Origin of the sequence: Desulfoplanes formicivorans (assembly GCF_001748225.1) — a bacterium.
Classification (GTDB): Bacteria; Desulfobacterota; Desulfovibrionia; order Desulfovibrionales; family Desulfomicrobiaceae; genus Desulfoplanes; species Desulfoplanes formicivorans.
In genome coordinates this window covers 689,379-706,286 of the sequence record NZ_BDFE01000015.1, presented here as the reverse complement: position 1 = coordinate 706,286, position 16,908 = coordinate 689,379, and the positions used below count along the sequence as shown (strand labels likewise).

13 protein-coding genes are annotated in these 16,908 nt (G+C 58.1%); 2 read left to right on the top strand and 11 right to left on the bottom strand.

Features of this window, described 5'->3' with window-relative positions; translation table 11 throughout:
• Window positions 1-103: 103 nt before the first annotated feature.
• The 6 genes from recD2 to DPF_RS07900 form a co-directional block, all read right to left on the bottom strand.
• A complete protein-coding gene (gene recD2, locus DPF_RS07925; RefSeq protein WP_069858705.1) occupies window positions 104-2,296 on the bottom strand; it encodes an SF1B family DNA helicase RecD2 in 2,193 nt (730 codons plus the stop codon).
• A 14-nt stretch (window positions 2,297-2,310) separates the two neighbouring features.
• Window positions 2,311-2,916, bottom strand: coding sequence for a recombination mediator RecR (recR, locus tag DPF_RS07920; RefSeq protein ID WP_069858704.1), 606 nt, complete (start codon window positions 2,914-2,916; stop codon window positions 2,311-2,313).
• Between the two features lie 100 nt (window positions 2,917-3,016).
• Window positions 3,017-3,325 carry a YbaB/EbfC family nucleoid-associated protein gene (locus DPF_RS07915; protein ID WP_069858702.1) on the bottom strand — a complete coding sequence of 103 codons (309 nt, stop codon included), beginning with the start codon at window positions 3,323-3,325 and terminating at the stop codon, window positions 3,017-3,019.
• A gap of 93 nt (window positions 3,326-3,418) precedes the next feature.
• The gene (dnaX, locus tag DPF_RS07910; protein ID WP_069858700.1) at window positions 3,419-5,152 is read right to left on the bottom strand and encodes a DNA polymerase III subunit gamma/tau; all 1,734 of its coding nucleotides are present in this window, start codon (window positions 5,150-5,152) and stop codon (window positions 3,419-3,421) included.
• A gap of 289 nt (window positions 5,153-5,441) precedes the next feature.
• Complete coding sequence (locus tag DPF_RS07905) at window positions 5,442-6,359, bottom strand: branched-chain amino acid transaminase (RefSeq protein ID WP_069858689.1); 918 nt, start codon at window positions 6,357-6,359, stop codon at window positions 5,442-5,444.
• A 160-nt stretch (window positions 6,360-6,519) separates the two neighbouring features.
• Window positions 6,520-6,915, bottom strand: coding sequence for a secondary thiamine-phosphate synthase enzyme YjbQ (locus DPF_RS07900; protein WP_069858687.1), 396 nt, complete (start codon window positions 6,913-6,915; stop codon window positions 6,520-6,522).
• Window positions 6,916-7,095: 180 nt separating this feature from the next.
• Here DPF_RS07900 and DPF_RS07895 point away from each other — a divergent pair, with 180 nt between their 5' ends.
• Window positions 7,096-7,455 (top strand): hypothetical protein, encoded by a 360-nt coding sequence (locus tag DPF_RS07895; RefSeq protein WP_069858859.1) that lies wholly within the window; start codon window positions 7,096-7,098, stop codon window positions 7,453-7,455.
• Between the two features lie 115 nt (window positions 7,456-7,570).
• Here the strand turns inward: DPF_RS07895 and DPF_RS07890 are convergent, their stop codons facing one another.
• The 3 genes from DPF_RS07890 to DPF_RS07880 form a co-directional block, all read right to left on the bottom strand.
• Entirely contained in the window at window positions 7,571-8,119 is a 549-nt protein-coding gene (locus DPF_RS07890) for a type I restriction enzyme HsdR N-terminal domain-containing protein (protein WP_083254549.1), read from the bottom strand.
• A gap of 78 nt (window positions 8,120-8,197) precedes the next feature.
• Window positions 8,198-10,744, bottom strand: a complete 2,547-nt coding sequence (locus DPF_RS07885) for a DNA polymerase I (protein ID WP_069858685.1) — start codon at window positions 10,742-10,744, stop codon at window positions 8,198-8,200.
• A gap of 183 nt (window positions 10,745-10,927) precedes the next feature.
• Window positions 10,928-11,935 (bottom strand): DHH family phosphoesterase, encoded by a 1,008-nt coding sequence (locus DPF_RS07880; RefSeq protein ID WP_069858683.1) that lies wholly within the window; start codon window positions 11,933-11,935, stop codon window positions 10,928-10,930.
• A gap of 292 nt (window positions 11,936-12,227) precedes the next feature.
• On the opposite strand from DPF_RS07880, the gene DPF_RS14055 reads away from it, so the two are divergent.
• On the top strand, window positions 12,228-12,365 hold the full coding sequence (locus DPF_RS14055) for a hypothetical protein (protein ID WP_176724206.1): 138 nt from the start codon (window positions 12,228-12,230) through the stop codon (window positions 12,363-12,365).
• A gap of 371 nt (window positions 12,366-12,736) precedes the next feature.
• On the opposite strand, the gene DPF_RS07875 is transcribed toward DPF_RS14055, so the two are convergent.
• Together DPF_RS07875 and DPF_RS07870 are read right to left on the bottom strand one after the other, a co-directional pair.
• The gene (locus DPF_RS07875; RefSeq protein WP_069858681.1) at window positions 12,737-15,853 is read right to left on the bottom strand and encodes a UvrD-helicase domain-containing protein; all 3,117 of its coding nucleotides are present in this window, start codon (window positions 15,851-15,853) and stop codon (window positions 12,737-12,739) included.
• A gap of 145 nt (window positions 15,854-15,998) precedes the next feature.
• The gene (locus DPF_RS07870) at window positions 15,999-16,898 is read right to left on the bottom strand and encodes an RluA family pseudouridine synthase (RefSeq protein ID WP_069858679.1); all 900 of its coding nucleotides are present in this window, start codon (window positions 16,896-16,898) and stop codon (window positions 15,999-16,001) included.
• Between the last annotated feature and the right edge of the window lie 10 nt (window positions 16,899-16,908).

Here is a 16,908-nt window from a genome sequence, read left to right as displayed (position 1 = left end):
AAACCTGAAAGGCAAGGGAATGCACGCAGGAAGGCCTGTTGTTCAGGCAAAATCGTCACGACCACAAGAAGAACAAGGGGAGCACGCCAAAGGCAGACAGCCCTCAGAACTCTTCCTGCAGCCGATAGACAAGATGGGTGAAACGCTTGGAGCTGTCCTTGTTGGAAAGGCCAATGGACAGGGCCCGGTGGGAGCCGAGCATCACGGCCAGTTTGCGGGCCCGGGTAAGGCCCGTGTAGATGAGATTTCGCTGCAAAAGCATGTAATGCTGGGTGACCACGGGCATGATCACGGCCGGGTACTCACTGCCCTGGGACTTGTGCACGCTCACGGCATAGGCCAGGGAAAGCTCGTCCAGCTCATCGAACCCGTACTCCACCTCCCTGCCCTCAAAGTCGATCTGCAGGGTCTCGGCCTTGGGATCCAGGGAAACGATCCACCCGAGATCGCCGTTGAACACGTCCTTGTCATAGTTGTTGCGCATCTGCAAAACACGATCCCCCACCCGATACTTGCGCTGTCCCCTGGCAATCTCCGGCCCGTGGGGATTGAGGCGCTCCTGGAGCAGGCTGTTGAGGGTCTGGGTGCCCACATCGCCCTTGTGCATGGGGGTGAGCACCTGGACATCGCGCATGGGATCAAGGCCGTACACCTCAGGAATCCGCTCGCAGGCCGTCTTTACAATGAGCTGTTGAATGCGCAGGGGATCATCGTTTTCCACCCAGAAAAAATCCGCCTGGGGGACCGGTCGGGTGGCACCCAGGGGAAACTCGCCCTCGTTGATGCGGTGGGCGTTGACCACAATCATGCTCTCCCTGGCCTGGCGAAAAATGGTAGTCAGCCGCTTGTGGGGCAAAACCCCACTCTCCAGACAGTCCCGCAGCAGATTGCCCGGCCCCACCGAAGGGAGCTGGTTCACATCTCCCACCAGCACGATGCGGCAGGTCAGGGGCAGTGCGCGCAAAAGATGCAGACAAAGGACGCAATCCAGCATAGACACTTCGTCCACAATCAGGGCGTCCACCTTGAGCTTTTTGTCTTCGTTGAACACGAAGCCGTCACTGCCAACGGGATCATACTTGAGAAGGCGATGGATGGTCGAAGCGGATCTGCCCGTGGCCTCGGCAAGGCGCTTGGCAGCCCGGCCCGTGGGCGCGGCAAGTTTTACTTCAAGGCCCAGGGAGCTCAAGGCCCGGGCCACCATGCGCGTGATGGTGGTCTTGCCTGTTCCCGGACCGCCGGTGATGATGTAGATATTGTTCTCGCAGGCCCCGAGCACGGCCTCGCGCTGCTCAGGGGATAAAGTGACCCGGGAACGGGCTTCCTGTTCCCTGATGACCCCGGCCAGCTTGTCCTCGTCCACATGAACCCGGTGAGAGGCAATGGCCTGGAGCCGGGAAACGATCTCCCGTTCCATGCGGTAGAAAAAATGCGGGTACACGGCCTGATGGACATCCTGTTGGGGAAGATCCTCAACCACAATGCGTTTGGCTTCCTGCAGCCTGACCAGCCCCTCCTGGAGCAGAGGGGCGTCAATGTCACCCAGGGCATGGGCCGCCTTTTCCAGCAACGCATCAGCCGGATAGAACAGATGGCCCCGTTCTCCCTGCTGATAGAGAACATACATGATTCCGGCCTGGACACGTTGGGGAGAATCCTGGGCAAACCCCAGCTTCAGGGCCATGGCATCGGCCGTTGCAAATCCGATCCCCCGGATCTCGTACACCAGCTGATAGGGATCCTGTTTGAGACGCTCCACAGCCTGAATGCCATAGCGTTTGAAAATCTTTCCGGCAAAGGTGGGGGCGATCCCGTACTCCTGCAGAAAAAGCATGAGGGAACGGATTTCCCGCTGTTTTTCCCAGGATTCCCTGATCTTGACCAGAGTCTTTTTGCCCAGGCCGGGGACTTTGAGCAGCTGTTGGGGATCCTCGTCCAGGATGTCCAGAACACGGGCCCCGAAGTGCTCCACCAGTTTGCCGGCCATGGTCGGCCCGATACCCTTGATACACCCGGAACTCAAATACCTCCTGATCCCGTTGATGGTGGCCGGAAGGACCTGCACACAGGTTTCGGCCTGAAACTGCCGCCCGAACTTGGGATGTTCCTTCCAGGTCCCGGTGAGTTCAAGCATTTCCCCGGGGACCACTTCGCCCAGAGTCCCCACCACCGTGACCTGCCCGGGCTCGCCACGAGCCCGCAGGCGTGCGATGACAAACCCGTTTTCGCTGTTTGCGAAAACAATGGTCGCCACCTCGCCCTTGAGGGTTCGGGTCGATGTACTGTCCTGGGTCATTTCGACTCTGTCCTTCAGATTTTCTGCCGGTACGCAAGTGACTGGCGCAGGGTATTCCGATCCATGTACTTGACCTCGGCTCCCAGAGGAATGCCCTGGGCCAGCCGGGTGATGCCGATATCGGGAAATTCCTTTTGAAGCATATTCTTGAGATATGATCCCGTGGCCTCGGCGTCTCCGGTGGTTCCCAGGGCCAGAATCACTTCACCAATGTTTCCCTGGGCCAAGAGAGTTCTCAGACCTTCGAGTTCCAGGTCCCCGGGATTGATCCCGTCAAGGGGAGACAGCAGTCCCCCCAGAATGAAATAGCGTCCCCCATAGCCTCCGGCCTCTTCCATGACCAGCAGGGAATCCCACTCCCCCACCACGCAGAGCTGGCCGGTCTCGCGCCTGGGATCGGCACAAATGGAACAGGGATCACTATCGGACAGACTGCCGCACACGGAACAGATGGACAGATTCTCGCGCAGAGAAAGAATACTCTGACCGAGTCCCCGGGCCTGGGGTTCGGGCCACTTGAGCAGGGTCATGGCCATGCGCAGGGCACTCTTGGGACCAACTCCCGGAAGGGAGGAAAGTCGTTCAACAACATCTTGTAAGGGTTGGGGAAGATTCACCAATACAATCCATCCTCGCAGAAAATGACATGCCCGCCCTACAAGGGACGGGCCATGAAAAAGGGTTCACAATCATGCGCCTTTTGGCAGATGCTCAGAACAGCTAGAACATGCCGGGAATCTTCATGCCGCCGGTAAGCTGACCCATTTCCTCCTCGGCCATTTGCGTGGCCTTTTTCAGGGCCTCGTTCACGGCAGCAAGGATCAGATCCTGAAGCATGTCCACATCCTGGGGATCCACCACGGCCGGGTCGATGGAAAGAGACAGGATTTCCCGGGCACCAGAGGCTGTGACCGTAACCATGCCGCCACCGGAGGAGGCCTCCACGGTCCTGGTTTTGAGATCCTCCTGCATCTGGGTCATTTTCTTCTGCATTATCTGCGCCTGGCGCAATATATCGTTGAGTCCCATGACGGGTTTCCTCCTTGGATGGATGGTTGGGGTGACATCGGATCACCCGGTTTTCTCGACGCTTCCGGGGAGTGGGTACACCGCCTCAAGCCCTCAGCGCTTCCTGATATCGACCACCTGGGCCCCAAAGGTGTCCATGACTTCCTTGACCAGGGGATCGGCCAAAGCCTTCTTGCGAACCTCCCCCGGCGACATGCGGGTTTGTTCCCGGGGAGGCTCGACCCGGATATCCATGGGCTTGCCCGCCCATTCCGTGGCAAGGATTTTGAGTCTGGAGACGACTTCCTGGCGGGAACACTGCTGGTACACGAAATCCTTGGAACAGAGAATTCTGATGAGGTCATCCTCAATAACGCCCTGAACCTGCAAGAGAAACATGAAGCCATGCCCTTCTGTCCCCTTGTGGGACTGACAGAATCTCACGAATCCGGACCAGTCGAGGGGCCGGGACGAAGAGGACACGCCCCCGGAATCCAAACCCGTTGTCATGGGTGCCGGGGTCTCGTGTACTGCTGCCTGGGGAGCAGAGGGCTGCGGCCCGCCTTCATGCCGTTCTTCAGCCCTTGTCGGCGCATGCAAAGGTTTCCCCGTGACTCCTGACTCCTCGTGCTCCGAGGTCCTGGCCGCAAAACCAGTGGATGCAGAGGAAACTGCCTGACCTTCGGCAGGAGTTCCCCCCGTGGTCTGGGGAGAAGACGGGGGTGTTGCGGGTGTGACCTTGCCCAGGGGCAGCAGGCTGGGAAGATAGCTCAGGTTGACCAGGAGCATTTCCAGATCCAGGCCCGGTTCAAGGCTGGCTTGTACCCTGCGCTGCCCTTCAAGGGTCATCTGCCAGCAGGCATGTACATGAGCCGGAGTAAACAGGGGAACACAGGCCTGCCAGGCCTCCACTTCCTCCTGGGGAAGATCAATGAGTTCCCGGGCCTTGTCCCCCATTTGCTTGAACAGGAAAAGATTGCGCCAGCAAAGAACCAGTTCACGCAAGAAAAAAATAAGATCCAGTCCCTTGTCCAGCACCTCGTTCTGGATGCGGCCAAGGGCTCCCAGATCCTGGGCCGCAATGGCCTTGACCAGATCAATGTACAATTCCTGATCAGCCAGCCCGAGGACCTCGCGCACTTCACGCACTCGGAGCCCATCCTTTCCCAGGGCAAGCACCTGGGCCAGCAGGGACATGGAATCACGCACGCTTCCCGCACCCCTTCGGGCCAGCAGGTGCACGGCTGGCAGCTCAAAGGAAACGCCTTCCTGCTCCAGGATGAACGAAAGGTGGTCCACCAGCTCCTGCTGGGGCAGCCGCTTGAACACATAATGCTGACAACGGCTGATGATGGTCTGAGGAAATTTTTCCGGCTCGGTTGTGGCCATGATGAAGACCACGTGGCCTGGGGGTTCTTCCAGGGTCTTGAGCAAGGCGTTGAAGGCCGCCTTGGAAAGCATGTGCGCCTCGTCGATAATGATCACCTTGTACCGGCAGTCAAGGGGCGCGTACGCCACATTTTCCTGAAGCCTGCGCACATTGTCCACTCCGGTGTTGGACGCGCCGTCGATCTCCATGACATCCACGCTGGCCCCCTTGGTGATCTGATCGCAGAACCGGCAGGCATTGCACGGTTCCGGCGCGGGTGCATCCTGACAATTGATGGCCTTGGCAAAGATCCTGGCAATGGTGGTCTTGCCCACCCCCCGGGTCCCGCTGAAAAGATAGGCCGGGGCGATACGATCTTCGGCAGCGGCCCTGGAAAGGATCGTCTTGATGGCCTCTTGCCCGGCAACCTGTTTGAAGGTCTGGGGCCTGTACGTGGCGGTAAGGGCTTCCTTGCTCATAACATCGGTGGGGGGTGAAAGATGATCCGGCGGCAAAGAGCTTGAGCATCCCCGGGGATGCTCAAGCCGGCATATTCAGGAAAGGCACAAATCCATTGGGGTTCTTCCGTCAGGACGCTGTCTGATCCGCACAAGGCATGCACAGCGGAAGTTCCCCCGAAGGAGCCTACACAGGGCAGGCAGGCTCTGAAAATCCGAACACCTTGTGCTTCAAAGGCACCCAGGCGATATGCCGCCATGATTGCGGAAGATCACGCAGGGACAAACCTTGCGTGATCCCCGCGCTCATTTACAGGGAATAGTGGGTCAGCCACCGGTCGTAATCGGGATTCTCGCCCTTGACGATGGCAAAAAACGCCTTTTGCAGGGCCTTGGTCACAGGCCCGGCATGACCGGCGCCGATCTGACGGCGGTCCACCTGGCAAATGGGCGTGACTTCGGCGGCCGTTCCGCAGAAAAAGGCCTCGTCAGCCGTGTACACTTCATCCCGGCTGAAACGCTGTTCAAGGACTTCATACCCGAGATCCCGGGCAATGCGGATGAGAGAGTTGCGGGTCAGGCCGGCCAGGATGGATCCCAAAGGGGGCGTGCGGATGATGCCGTCCCTGACAATGAAAATGTTCTCGCCCGTGGCCTCGGAAACATAGCCCTGGGCGTCCAGAAGCATGGCCTCGTCATACCCGTCCTGCAGGGCCTCTTTCTTGGCCAGAACCGAATTGACATAATTGCCTGCGGCCTTGCTCTTGGTCATCATGGCATTGACATGCTGGCGGGTGAAGCTGGATGTGCGAACCCGGATACCCTTTTCCAGGGCTTCCTGGCCCAGATAGGCTCCCCATGCCCAGGAGGCGATGATCACATGAACCGGATTGTCGCCGGGATTGACGCCCATGCCGCCGGCGCCAAGAAATACCAGCGGCCGGATATACCCTTCGGCAAGGTTATTGATCTTGAGGGTCTCAAGGATGGCTTGGCAGATGTCTTCCTGGGAAAAAGCAATGTCGAACTGCAGAATCTTGGCCGACTCGAAAAGACGGCGTACATGATCCTGCAACCGGAATACTGCGGAGTCCTGGGGACATGCATAGCACCGGATTCCCTCGAACACGGCGGTTCCGTAATGCAGGGTGTGACACAGCACGTTAACGTTCGCTTCAGCCTGGGGAACCAGCTTCCCATCAAACCAGATCTTGCCCGCATCTACCATTGTCATGCCTTCCTTTGGTTGTTAGTGGGGATTGTCGAGATAGAAAATGAACCGTCGTAATGTAGGGAATCGACATTCCCGGGTCAAGACGGAAATACATCAGGTCAACAACCATACCGGAATCTTTGACAAAAAAACGGGCCCGAACCGGGTGATGCGGTCACGCTCCCATCCACATGACCCACAGGGTCCGCGCGCGTGGTCCGTCAAACTCGGCCAGAAAGACCCGCTGCCAGGTGCCCAGGCACAAGGTGCCGCCTTCCACCAGAAGCTGCTGACTGGAGCCGACCAGGGATGTCTTGACATGGGCATCGCTGTTGCCTTCGGCGTGTCGATAATCCCCCTGTCGGGGAACAAGGCGCCCAAGGGTCTGCATCATGTCCCGGGCCACATCAGGATCGCATCCCTCGTTGATAGTCACGGCGCAGGTGGTATGGGGCGAGTACAGGGTGAGTACACCCCGGGTGCATGCATGCGTCGCAAGGTACTCTTCCACAAGGGGTGTAATGTCCTGCAAGGTTTCGCGCTGCCGCGTCCGTACGCATATGGTGTCCATGTGTGAATATCACTCCTGTCATGCGTCCTGCTATTGAAAAAGGGACCTTTTGGGTTTATGCTTGCAAGGATCAACCGGATGAATCGCTGCGCAGTGTTCCCAGCCGCCCTTGTTCACGCGGTGAGCATTGCTCCATGTCCCAACCAGTCTGCCACACGTTGCCCCAAGGAGGACAATCTCATGACCACGGCTTGCAAAAAAGGGGAACATCTCAAGGAAATTTTTGATATCTGCACCTGGAAGAACAAACACTTCAACGAACTGCCTGCCACGGATCACGATATCCGGTACAAATGGACCGAGGACGAGTATGAATTCGCCAGGCCTTTTTTTTCAACCGGCGTCCTGTGCGAAGACAGCGCGGCCACCCATCGCGAACTCTATCTGGGAGAGGATGCAAACGGCTGGGTTTTGTGCGTCACGGAAACCACCAGCAAGGATTTCAGCCCCAAGGACGTGGCCAAGGAAATGGTCCGGTTGATGGACCCGGATACAAGCATGGATGCCCTCAAGGCCATCTATTCCACAAAGTCCAAATAATCCTGCTTCACGGCTGCTCGCCCACGGCCCGTTTTCCCAACCATGCACGACCGGGAAGCGGGCCGTTTTCATGGCCAACAACGCAACCGGACTCATTCGTCCTGAAATACCCTGCTTAGCACTGCCCCTTGCAGCACGGTCCGGACAAATCGTGCATGGCATAGAGGATGCGCTGCTCCCTGACCATTCGTTCGGGATCGGGTTTTTCACAGGCATGATGGGCGGCCAGGGGCACAAGCTCCCCCCAGGTGGGGAAGGCGTGAAACCCCTCCTTGAGGATCTCCCCGTCACAACACCGAACCAGTTTGGCCTCCCTGGAATCCGTGACCACAAGCAGCGGAATGGGGCCTCCCTCAAAAATCCGGGCCGCGGCCACATATTGCCGGATGTAGGAAACCAGTCCTCCCGGACAGAACATGACCAGAAGGATGGGCTTTCCCTGGGGATCAAGGGCTATCAGGTCAAGAATCTTCTCAAAGGGCTGTCCATCCATGACATAGGCAAGACGCTGCTTGGTCCTGAGCCGATCCTTGGGATATCCGCGCTGCTCCACAAGAATGCGGGCAATGGCCTGACGCAGATCCTCGAAGGTGGTATCCTGAATTTCGTCGCCGGAAATGTAGTCGATGATGGTCTGATTGAGACTGGTTTCGTGCATGGGCATGGGGGTTTGAAGTGAACACGGGAGCGCAATGGACGGGACCGATCGGTGAAGGCTGCCACCGAGGACTGCATACCTGTATCAATGGGCCTGGGCCCAATTGTCGCCAATGCCCCAGTCCACGGCCAGAGGAACATCCAGATCGTAGACACCGCTCATGATGACAGTCAACCGTTCTCCGACCTCGATGGCGTTTTCTGCCGGAACCTCCAGAACCAGTTCGTCATGCACCTGCAGGAGGATGCGGCTTCCCGTCTTGTGCAGAAGCGGATCCCGGTCCACAGCGAGCATGGCCTTTTTGATCACATCAGCGGCCGAACCCTGAACAACGGTATTGATGGCCATGCGCCTGGCCTGTTGGGCCAGGTTGGCGTTTCGGGAATTGATATCCGGCAGGAGACGTCTGCGCCCGGCGATGGTGGTCACGGAACCATGCGCCCTGGCCCGCTTTTCAACATCTGTATAGAATGTCTTCACCTTGGCCAGGGCACTGAAATACCTGGCGATAAATTCTTTGGCTTCCTTGAGGGTCAACCCCAAATCCTTGCCCAGTTTTTGAGGACCCATGCCGTAGAGCAACCCGAAATTGATGGTCTTGGCCTTGCGACGCTCGTCCGCCTGGATGGCTTCCGGTTCCTTGTCAAAAAGCAGAGCCGCTGTCCGGGCATGAATATCCTCGTTTCTGGCAAAGGCGTCCAGCAAATGGGGATCCTTGGACATGTGGGCCAGAATACGCAATTCGATCTGGGAATAGTCGGCCGCCACCAGCTTGTATCCGGGCCGGGCGATGAAACACCCCCGCATTCTGGGACCGAATTCTCCCCGAATGGGAATGTTCTGGAGATTGGGCTTGCTGCTGGACAGTCTGCCCGTGGCGGTCGCCAGATTGTTGAAATGCGTGTGCACCCGATTTTCCCTGTCCACCAGTTTGGGCAGAGGTTCGAGATAGGTGGATCGCAATTTTTCCAGGGTTCTGTAACGGAGAATGCTGTTGATGACCGGATGGGCGTCTGCAAGGGCCTCCAGGGCCTGAACCGAAGTGGAGGGTTTGCCGCCCGGTGTCTTTTTCCGGGAAACAATGCCCAGCCGGTCAAAAAGGACCTCGGCCAGTTGCTGACTGGACCTGATGTTGAAGGTGGTTCCGGCCTCCTGGTAAATGGCCGTTGTCAGCTGATCCAGCTTCTCCTGGACCTCGGCGAGAAAAGCGGCAAAGGCCTCCAGATCCAGTCTGATGCCGTTTTGTTCCATCTTGACCAAGACGGGAATCAGGGGAAGCTCCAGCTCCCGCATCAACGGGATGAAATCTCCGGCCTCGAGACGCTTGGTCAGGAGTTCCCCGATCCGACAGGCTGTCAGGGCGGGATTTTCAGGGTGGGTGTCCAGTTCCCCGGACAAGCCGTCACGTATCCGCTCAAATCCGTAATTGCGCTCCTCGGGATCCAGAAGATACTCGGCCAGCCCGATATCGAACCACGTGCCCAGGGGCACGAGGTACCACAACCGGTGATGATAGAGAACGTCCTTGAGCGAGGGGACCGCAATGGATTGCGCCGTACCCAGCGCGGTGACCAGGGACATGGAGCATGCGTCAAACAGGTACTCACGCCCTTCAAGGCCGATTCTCACGCCCTTGCCCTCAAGGATCATGCCCACCTGTTTACCCGCGCAATCAGGCAGGGCCTCTCCGTGGACCGGCTCGACAAACGTTCCGGTCATCTTGTGTCCGGACGCGTTCGTGTCCCGGGCGTCATCCCGGGCGAATTCCCGTTTCAGAGAATGAAATTCGTAGGCATCCAGAAAGTCCAGAAACGCGCTCATATCCTCCTGATTGATCTTCAGTTGGGCACAAACGTGGTCCGCACAACAATCGGTCTTGAGACGGGTCAGTTCGCGATAGAGAAAAATGTCCTCCATGTGCGGCTTCAGACGGGTTTGCTCCTTGGCCGAGAGCCGCTCAAACCCGTCACGCAGCGCCTCCAGAGAGGGAAACCGCTTGAGCAGACCCAGGGCGGTCTTGGGTCCCACACCGGGAATGCCGGGAATATTGTCGGCCTTGTCCCCCACCAGCGCCTGGTAATCCGGCCACTGGCCGGGCACGAGGTCCTGATGCGTACGGAAACTCTCCAGGGTGACCAGCTTCTCCTTGCGCATGGACGGATCCCAGAGATAGACGTTCTCGTCCAGGCATTGCTGCAGATCCTTGTCCGCCCCCACCAGCACCACGGGCCGATCCTTTTTGAACCGATTGGCCAGGCTGGCCAGGACATCATCGGCCTCCACCCCATGGGACACAATGGTTGCAATCCCCATTTTCCCGAGACCTTCGAGAAGAGGTTCGATCTGCACAGCCAGGTTCTCGGGCATGCGCATCCGCTGCGCCTTGTAGCTTTCCATCAGGGCATGGCGAAAGGTCGGTCCCTTGCCATCCAGAACAAACCCCAGATACGCAGGCTTTTCCTCGCGCAAAAGCTTGGCCAGCAGCCGCAGGACAATAAACATGGCATTGGTGGGAAACCCGTCGGACCGCTTCAGATCCGGATAGGCGTAGAACCCCCTGTAGACAAAGGCCGAACCGTCTATCAGGTACACGGGTTCCCTGGTGAATCCCAACCGATTCTTCAGTGACATGTTCACTCCGGATCGTTGAATGTTCTGGAAGATGCAACCACGAAAGGCTCATGCAAGAGGCAACACACAGACCGCGCAGCCCCGGAAGCGATCCACGTCTACAGGATCATGGTACGGGAAGCCAGCGTCCTGCCTCAAGGTGTCTGGCAAATGCCGACCATGCAGAGCGCTCCTTGCGAAGGATTACTCTGCAGCAGGCTTGGGACTTGCCTTTTTTTTCCGTTTCCGGGCCAGCCGTTCCAGAATAAATTGCTGGGCGTGCTGGTTACCGATGTTTTCCAGGGGAATCTCGGCCCGAGCCATAGCCCTGTGCCCGCCAGCGGACCCAACATCTCCGAACAGCCCCTGGGCAAACTTGCCCATATCCCTGCGCAAACCGTCTCCCCGAAAAACCACCACAAGCTTGTCATCATGAAGCCCGCTCATGAGGACCCAGGAAAGCCCGTGCACCCGCATGAAGAAATCGGCCAGGATGACCAGGATATCCGGGGAATCCACTGCCCCGAGAAAGGCGGTCAATCCCTTGCCCAGGATGCGCATCTTGCGAAAGGCCTGGGAAAAGTATTTCAGCCATTCCACCCGGAACTCGCTGCGGGTGATTTTGTGCAACAGATTGGGATTATAGAACTTGGTCAGATATCTGAAGGCCTTGATGTCGGCATCATTGAAGTCGCGTTCAAAACTCTGGGTGTCGGTCTTGATGCCGTAGAGCAGAGCCGTTGCCAGCAATTTTCCCGGTCTGAGCCCCATATTGTACAGATATTCTGTCATCAGGGAGCTGTTTGATCCGTAGTCGGGACGGATCTCGTAAAAGGGGAAGTCCGGGGGATACTCCTCCAGGAGCGGATGGTGGTCGATGACAATGGAAAACTCGAAGGGAGCGAAATCAGGGTGATGATGCGGCTGCGAGTCAACCAGGGCAAAACGATCGTACTGGGCTGCCAGGGTGGGGATGAGTTTTTTGATAGGGATACGCAAAAGGCGTATCATGGCCAGATTGTCAGGCCGGGAAAGTTCGTTCACGTACGCGATCCCAACACTGGTCACCCTGCGGGCCAGAATCCGCTTGAGGGCCATGGCTGAGGCCATGGCGTCGGGATCGGCATTCACAAGGATGAGCCATCTCTGATCCTTTTTGAGAAGCCCGAGGAGGTTGGCGACCTGCGCGTCGAGATTTCGAAAATAAGCCATGCAATCCTTCCTGGTTTCACGTGAGGGGGAGCTTTCGGACTTGCCTGGCCGCAAACCGATCCATCGTCCCCAAGGGCAACGATCCGGGGCAAGAACCTGAAAGCCGCCTGATTGACATGCAATCGGGCAATGTCTCCGGAATTCGGTCATGAGCCCCGGGCCTCATGGCCGCGGATCGTTGCCCGAAATCACGAAAACAGACATAATGGTGTATGCAATCCGGAAACGCTATGAATAACGCATTTCCCGATCACGTGCATCCATCACATCCGACAAACGAAAGCCCCTTCTAATGACTTTGAAATGCAAGTCAAATACGGCCTTCTCCCCCAAAGCGGCCCGTGTTTCCAGAATGAAATCCGACCATGCCTTTGCCAATGCAGCCCTGGATGCGACCAATCATCCGCGCCCGGCCCGGTGCATACCGTGATGTTCCCGGGCAGCATGTCCCCCAGAAGGCCAAACGTCTCCGGGCACTTATTTTGCTGTGCAAGAATAACAGTCTCCAAAGACTATACCCATGGACACCATGCCCCGTACACTACGCCTCTTGTTCCAGCACTACTGCAACCCCCTGTACGTCTATTGCCGACTGCGAAAAATGGGCTTCCCATCTCGCGCGGCCCTCAGGGTGTGTGCGGTTTACGAACACCTTTTGTTTCGAAAAACCAGAAGATAATCAGAGGAAACCGCAGAGATCGCAACCGATTCACCCCACAGGCAAGACAACAACAAACGGCTGGAGGCACACGATGACGCTGCAGGAAACATCTGACGTCATGTCCTGGCGAAGGCAGCCCTTCAGGACATCTTGTGCGGACGCATTTTCTCCAACATGGTCAGGGATTTTTCCTGGACCCGGACATGGGCCCGGGCCGACCGGACGCTCAGACCATGGGCAGGAAGGTCCCTCAAAAACCGCGTGGGCTTGCCGCGCAGGGTATGTCCAAAGATCTTGCGTTCCCTGCTGTGACTCAAATACACGCGCTGTTTGGCCCTGGTTAACCCCACATAAAAAAGTCTGCGCTCTTCGTCCACATCAGACCTGATCTCAAGGCTTTGCACCTTGCCCGTAAGGATGTCCGTACCCACAAAAGGAAGAATGCCCTCCTCCAGAGCGGGAAGAAAAACAGCTTCAAATTCCAGCCCCTTGGCCCCATGCAGGGTCATGATCTGCACCTTTTGGGCGGCCAGGCGAATTTCCTCCAGCTCGCTCTCAAGACTGAGATGATTCAGGAGACCGGCCCATGATCCGTGCTGGTGGTAACTGGCCACCAGTTTCTTGAAGGGAGTGCTCGACCAGAACATGCGGTCAAAGGGCGGACGGTCTCCCACATACCGGGCAATATGTTCGGGTCCCCGGGCCAGGATGTCATCCGGACACACCTGTTCCATGTCTGTGGTCATGATCCCGAAAACAGCACCAGCCTGGGCCAGAATCCTTTCCACGCGAGGGTCCCTGAAAAAGGCCTCGGCCTCGGGAGCGGCACAGGGAATACCCATCTTGTCAAACATGTTCCTGTACAGGGGAATGAGGGCCTTGAACCGGACCAGCACGGCAATATCACCGGGACCAAGACCGCCCTGTTCACCGGCATCGGCCTGCCAATGGGCGGTCCCGCCCACCAGGGAAAGGATCTTGCCCCCCATCCATGCCGCCTCCTGGGCCGCTGTACCCGCCTGAAACAGGACGGCCGAACCCATATCCTGGCGGACAGCGCTCAATCCTGCGGCATGGGGAAAGACCCCCTGGGCCAGATCCAGAACCTGCCGGGTCGACCGGTAGTTTTTCTCCAGGGACACCGTGACCAAATCCGGCCAAAGTGCCTTGAGGTGGGACTGGACATCGGCAACCGCCCCCCGGAAACCGTAGATGGACTGGTTGGGATCGCCGATGGCAAAAAATCCCGTTCCCTGCTTGTCCACCAGGGCCGAGATCAGGGCCATCTGCAGGGGAGAAAGATCCTGCACCTCGTCCACCAGCACATGGGCATACCTGTCCGCATCGTGTGCATCGGTTTCGGTCCGAAGCTGTTCCAGCCAGAATTCGAGCAAATCCGTGTAATCAACCAGGTTCCACGCTGATTTCTGCCCGGTATAATTCAGATAATATGCCGAATCACCTGCCCTGCCCAGTTCCCGATCCCGGTTCATGGACTCCCAGGCCCGCTTGAGACTCTGCCCCGAAAGATCCGGGTTGGCCGTGGCAAAAAGGGATCGGGCGCCTTCCTCGGACAGCAGAACCGGAGCCTCTCCCAGCTTCCTGGACCAGAAATCAAACGCCATGGCGTGCAGGGTGTCTGCCCGCATCTTTGATCCGCGCGGATCCACAAGGGCCAGACGATTTCTGATCTCCTGGGCCGCCCGGCGGGTAAAGGTCACCACCAGCATTGTGGCGGGGTCCTCTCCCTGGGCAAGAAGATGCTTCACCCGGCCCATCAAGGTGTGCGTCTTCCCTGTTCCCGGACCGGCCAGAACCAGAACAGGGCCCGGACCGGCCTCTATGGCCTGCTGCTGCAGGGTATTGGGCTCGGCAATGGGCTCTGGCCGCGGTTTTGGGTCCGCCTCGAAAGACCGGGGAGTAGCGCCCTGGGCATGGACCTGCTCCTGCCTGTCCACAGGGATGGGCAGCATGGCCTTGCCCCGCTTGAACGCTTCCCGTTCCTGGCGGGAAAAAACCTTGATGGTCCCGTATTGCCCGTCAAATCCCCCCTGCCTGACCACCTGATCTTCCCGAAGCCGCGTAACAGCCTCGGCCACCACAGACGAAAAACGCTTGAGATCTTCAACGGGCACGGAACGCAGTATCTGCATTTCCGTGCCAAAGCGCTCGATCAGGGAAAAGTACATCCTGGCAACCTTCTTGGTCCGGGGGCCGGTCCCCACAATTTCCGAAACAATCTCCGGCAGCGGGATGAGGGAGGTAAAACCGGGATGCCCGACCGGACGAACCGGGGTGGTCCGATCCGCCAGCTCCAGAACCCGGTTGAGCACCCCGACGGTCAGGGGTTTGCCGCAAACAGGGCAGATGTTGTCGGAGCGTCTCCCCTCGCGGGGATCCACAACAACCCCGCATTTGCGATGCCCATCCAGATGATATTTTCCCTCTTCGGGATAGAATTCGAGGGTGCCTCTGAACTCCGTGGCCGAAAGCTTGCCCTTGAGGGCCCGAAAAATCCCGGTATAATCCTTGGCGCCATGAAAAATATTGGCCTCGCGTCCCAGATTGGGTCCGGAATGGGCATCGGAATTGGAAACAAGGGCGTAGGCGTCCAGATCGGACCAGAGCCAGTTCATGGCAGGGTCCGAAGACAACCCGGTCTCAAGGGCGAAAATTTCCGAGGTCAGATCGCCGAAACATTCTTCCAGGGTGTCAAATCCCGATTTGGAGCCGAACACGGAAAACCAGGGCGTCCAGATGTGTGCGGGAATCAAATAGGCCTGAGGATGGGTTTCCAGTACCATTTCCAGAAGATTTCTCGAATCAAGGCCCAGAATGGGGCGCCCATCAGAAGCGATATTCCCCACCTGGGCCAGCTTGGCGTTGAACCGCTTCGCAGCATCCAGATCCGGCATGTACACGAGGTTGTGAACCTTGCGCACCCGCCCTCCCCGTTTGTAAATGGAGCTGATTTCGGAGCTGAGCAGAAATTTGGTCCTGCAGGGAAGATCGCCCTCCATGCCCGGCAGCTCCCGGGCCAGGTCAGCGGTTTGTTTCAGACGAAACAGTCCCCCCTCGTCAGGTTCGAGCTCGTCCTCGAGCATGGCCAGCCAGCCGGGATGGGTGAAATCGCCCGTGCCCAGAATGTCGAGGCCCTTGACACTCGCCCAGGCAGCAAGATGGCGAAAGGTGAGATTTTTGCTTGTGGCCCGGGAAAACCGGGAATGGATGTGCAGATCAGCCAGAAACGTGCCCATAGGTCGGAATCTCCGTTTATATGGCTAGAGATGGGAAGTGCCCGCATCAGATGCGGCAGGCATGCGTCAAAAACAACCGCAACATGCCTTCAATCCCGTCGGGGGGCAAGGGGCAAAGATGTTTTGCAACGGCCAGACGCCGTTATCACCCCTTGAGATGATCTGCAGAAAGGAACTCGCTGTCCACCCGAAACCTGCCTGTCCAGGACGGCAGCACCGTCAGACAGTGCCCTTCCCAGGCAAGGCTCCAGGCGTGCAGGAGCATGGAAACATGGGCCGGTCCTCCATACTTGGGATCACCCACCAGGGGGAACCCTCTGGAAGCCAGCTGAACACGGATTTGATGGGTCCGTCCGGTAAGAAGACGCACCTTCAGGAGGGACAGGTCCGGACGCACCACCGCGGGAACAACCTCGCACACAGCCCTTTTGCCCCCTCCCGTACGCACCCTTTCCCGCCCCGGTCGTCCGGATTTGGCCAGATCATCGGTCAACCGGCTACGCTCACGGTATGGCCAGCGCCCCTGCACCCAGGCCAGGTAATGCTTGTTGACCCGGCCTGCCTGCCACTGATCCTGCATGAAGCGCAAAAACGTGTAGGTTTTGGCCACAAGAAGGATACCCGAGGTGTTCTTGTCCAGTCGGTGGACCGGAACCGGAACAAAAGGGGCGTCCGGGAACAAGGCCGCCAGCCGCGTGGTCACGCTGTCCGTCCACCCGGTTCCCGGATGAACGGGCAATCCGGCAGGTTTGTTCAGAACCAGCATGTCCCTGTCCTCAAAGGTGACGGGAAGTCCGGATTTTGATTTGTCCGACAAGGAGGAAGCTGGCTGTTCCCGGGTGGCAAAGGGGGGAATGCGGACATCCTGTCCCGCGCTCACCCGATCAAAGGGTTTGACCCGACGACCATCCACCCGGACCTGGCCCTTGCGGATGACACGCATGAGGGCGGACCGGGGCACGTCACGCCCCACCCGACGCTGCAAAAGCTGCAGAATCTTCTGGCCGGATTCCTCGGGCTGGATGGTAATGTGGATTACGGGCATGATGGTGGGT

Coding starts and splice junctions, on each gene's coding strand:
- recD2 (WP_069858705.1), bottom strand. CDS start 2,296: ATGACCCAGGACAGTACATCGACCCGAACCCTCAAGGGCGAGGTGGCG.
- DPF_RS07915 (WP_069858702.1), bottom strand. CDS start 3,325: ATGGGACTCAACGATATATTGCGCCAGGCGCAGATAATGCAGAAGAAA.
- dnaX (WP_069858700.1), bottom strand. CDS start 5,152: ATGAGCAAGGAAGCCCTTACCGCCACGTACAGGCCCCAGACCTTCAAA.
- DPF_RS07905 (WP_069858689.1), bottom strand. CDS start 6,359: ATGGTAGATGCGGGCAAGATCTGGTTTGATGGGAAGCTGGTTCCCCAG.
- DPF_RS07900 (WP_069858687.1), bottom strand. CDS start 6,915: ATGGACACCATATGCGTACGGACGCGGCAGCGCGAAACCTTGCAGGAC.
- DPF_RS07895 (WP_069858859.1), top strand. CDS start 7,096: ATGACCACGGCTTGCAAAAAAGGGGAACATCTCAAGGAAATTTTTGAT.
- DPF_RS07890 (WP_083254549.1), bottom strand. CDS start 8,119: ATGCCCATGCACGAAACCAGTCTCAATCAGACCATCATCGACTACATT.
- DPF_RS07885 (WP_069858685.1), bottom strand. CDS start 10,744: ATGTCACTGAAGAATCGGTTGGGATTCACCAGGGAACCCGTGTACCTG.
- DPF_RS07880 (WP_069858683.1), bottom strand. CDS start 11,935: ATGGCTTATTTTCGAAATCTCGACGCGCAGGTCGCCAACCTCCTCGGG.
- DPF_RS14055 (WP_176724206.1), top strand. CDS start 12,228: ATGACTTTGAAATGCAAGTCAAATACGGCCTTCTCCCCCAAAGCGGCC.
- DPF_RS07875 (WP_069858681.1), bottom strand. CDS start 15,853: ATGGGCACGTTTCTGGCTGATCTGCACATCCATTCCCGGTTTTCCCGG.
- DPF_RS07870 (WP_069858679.1), bottom strand. CDS start 16,898: ATGCCCGTAATCCACATTACCATCCAGCCCGAGGAATCCGGCCAGAAG.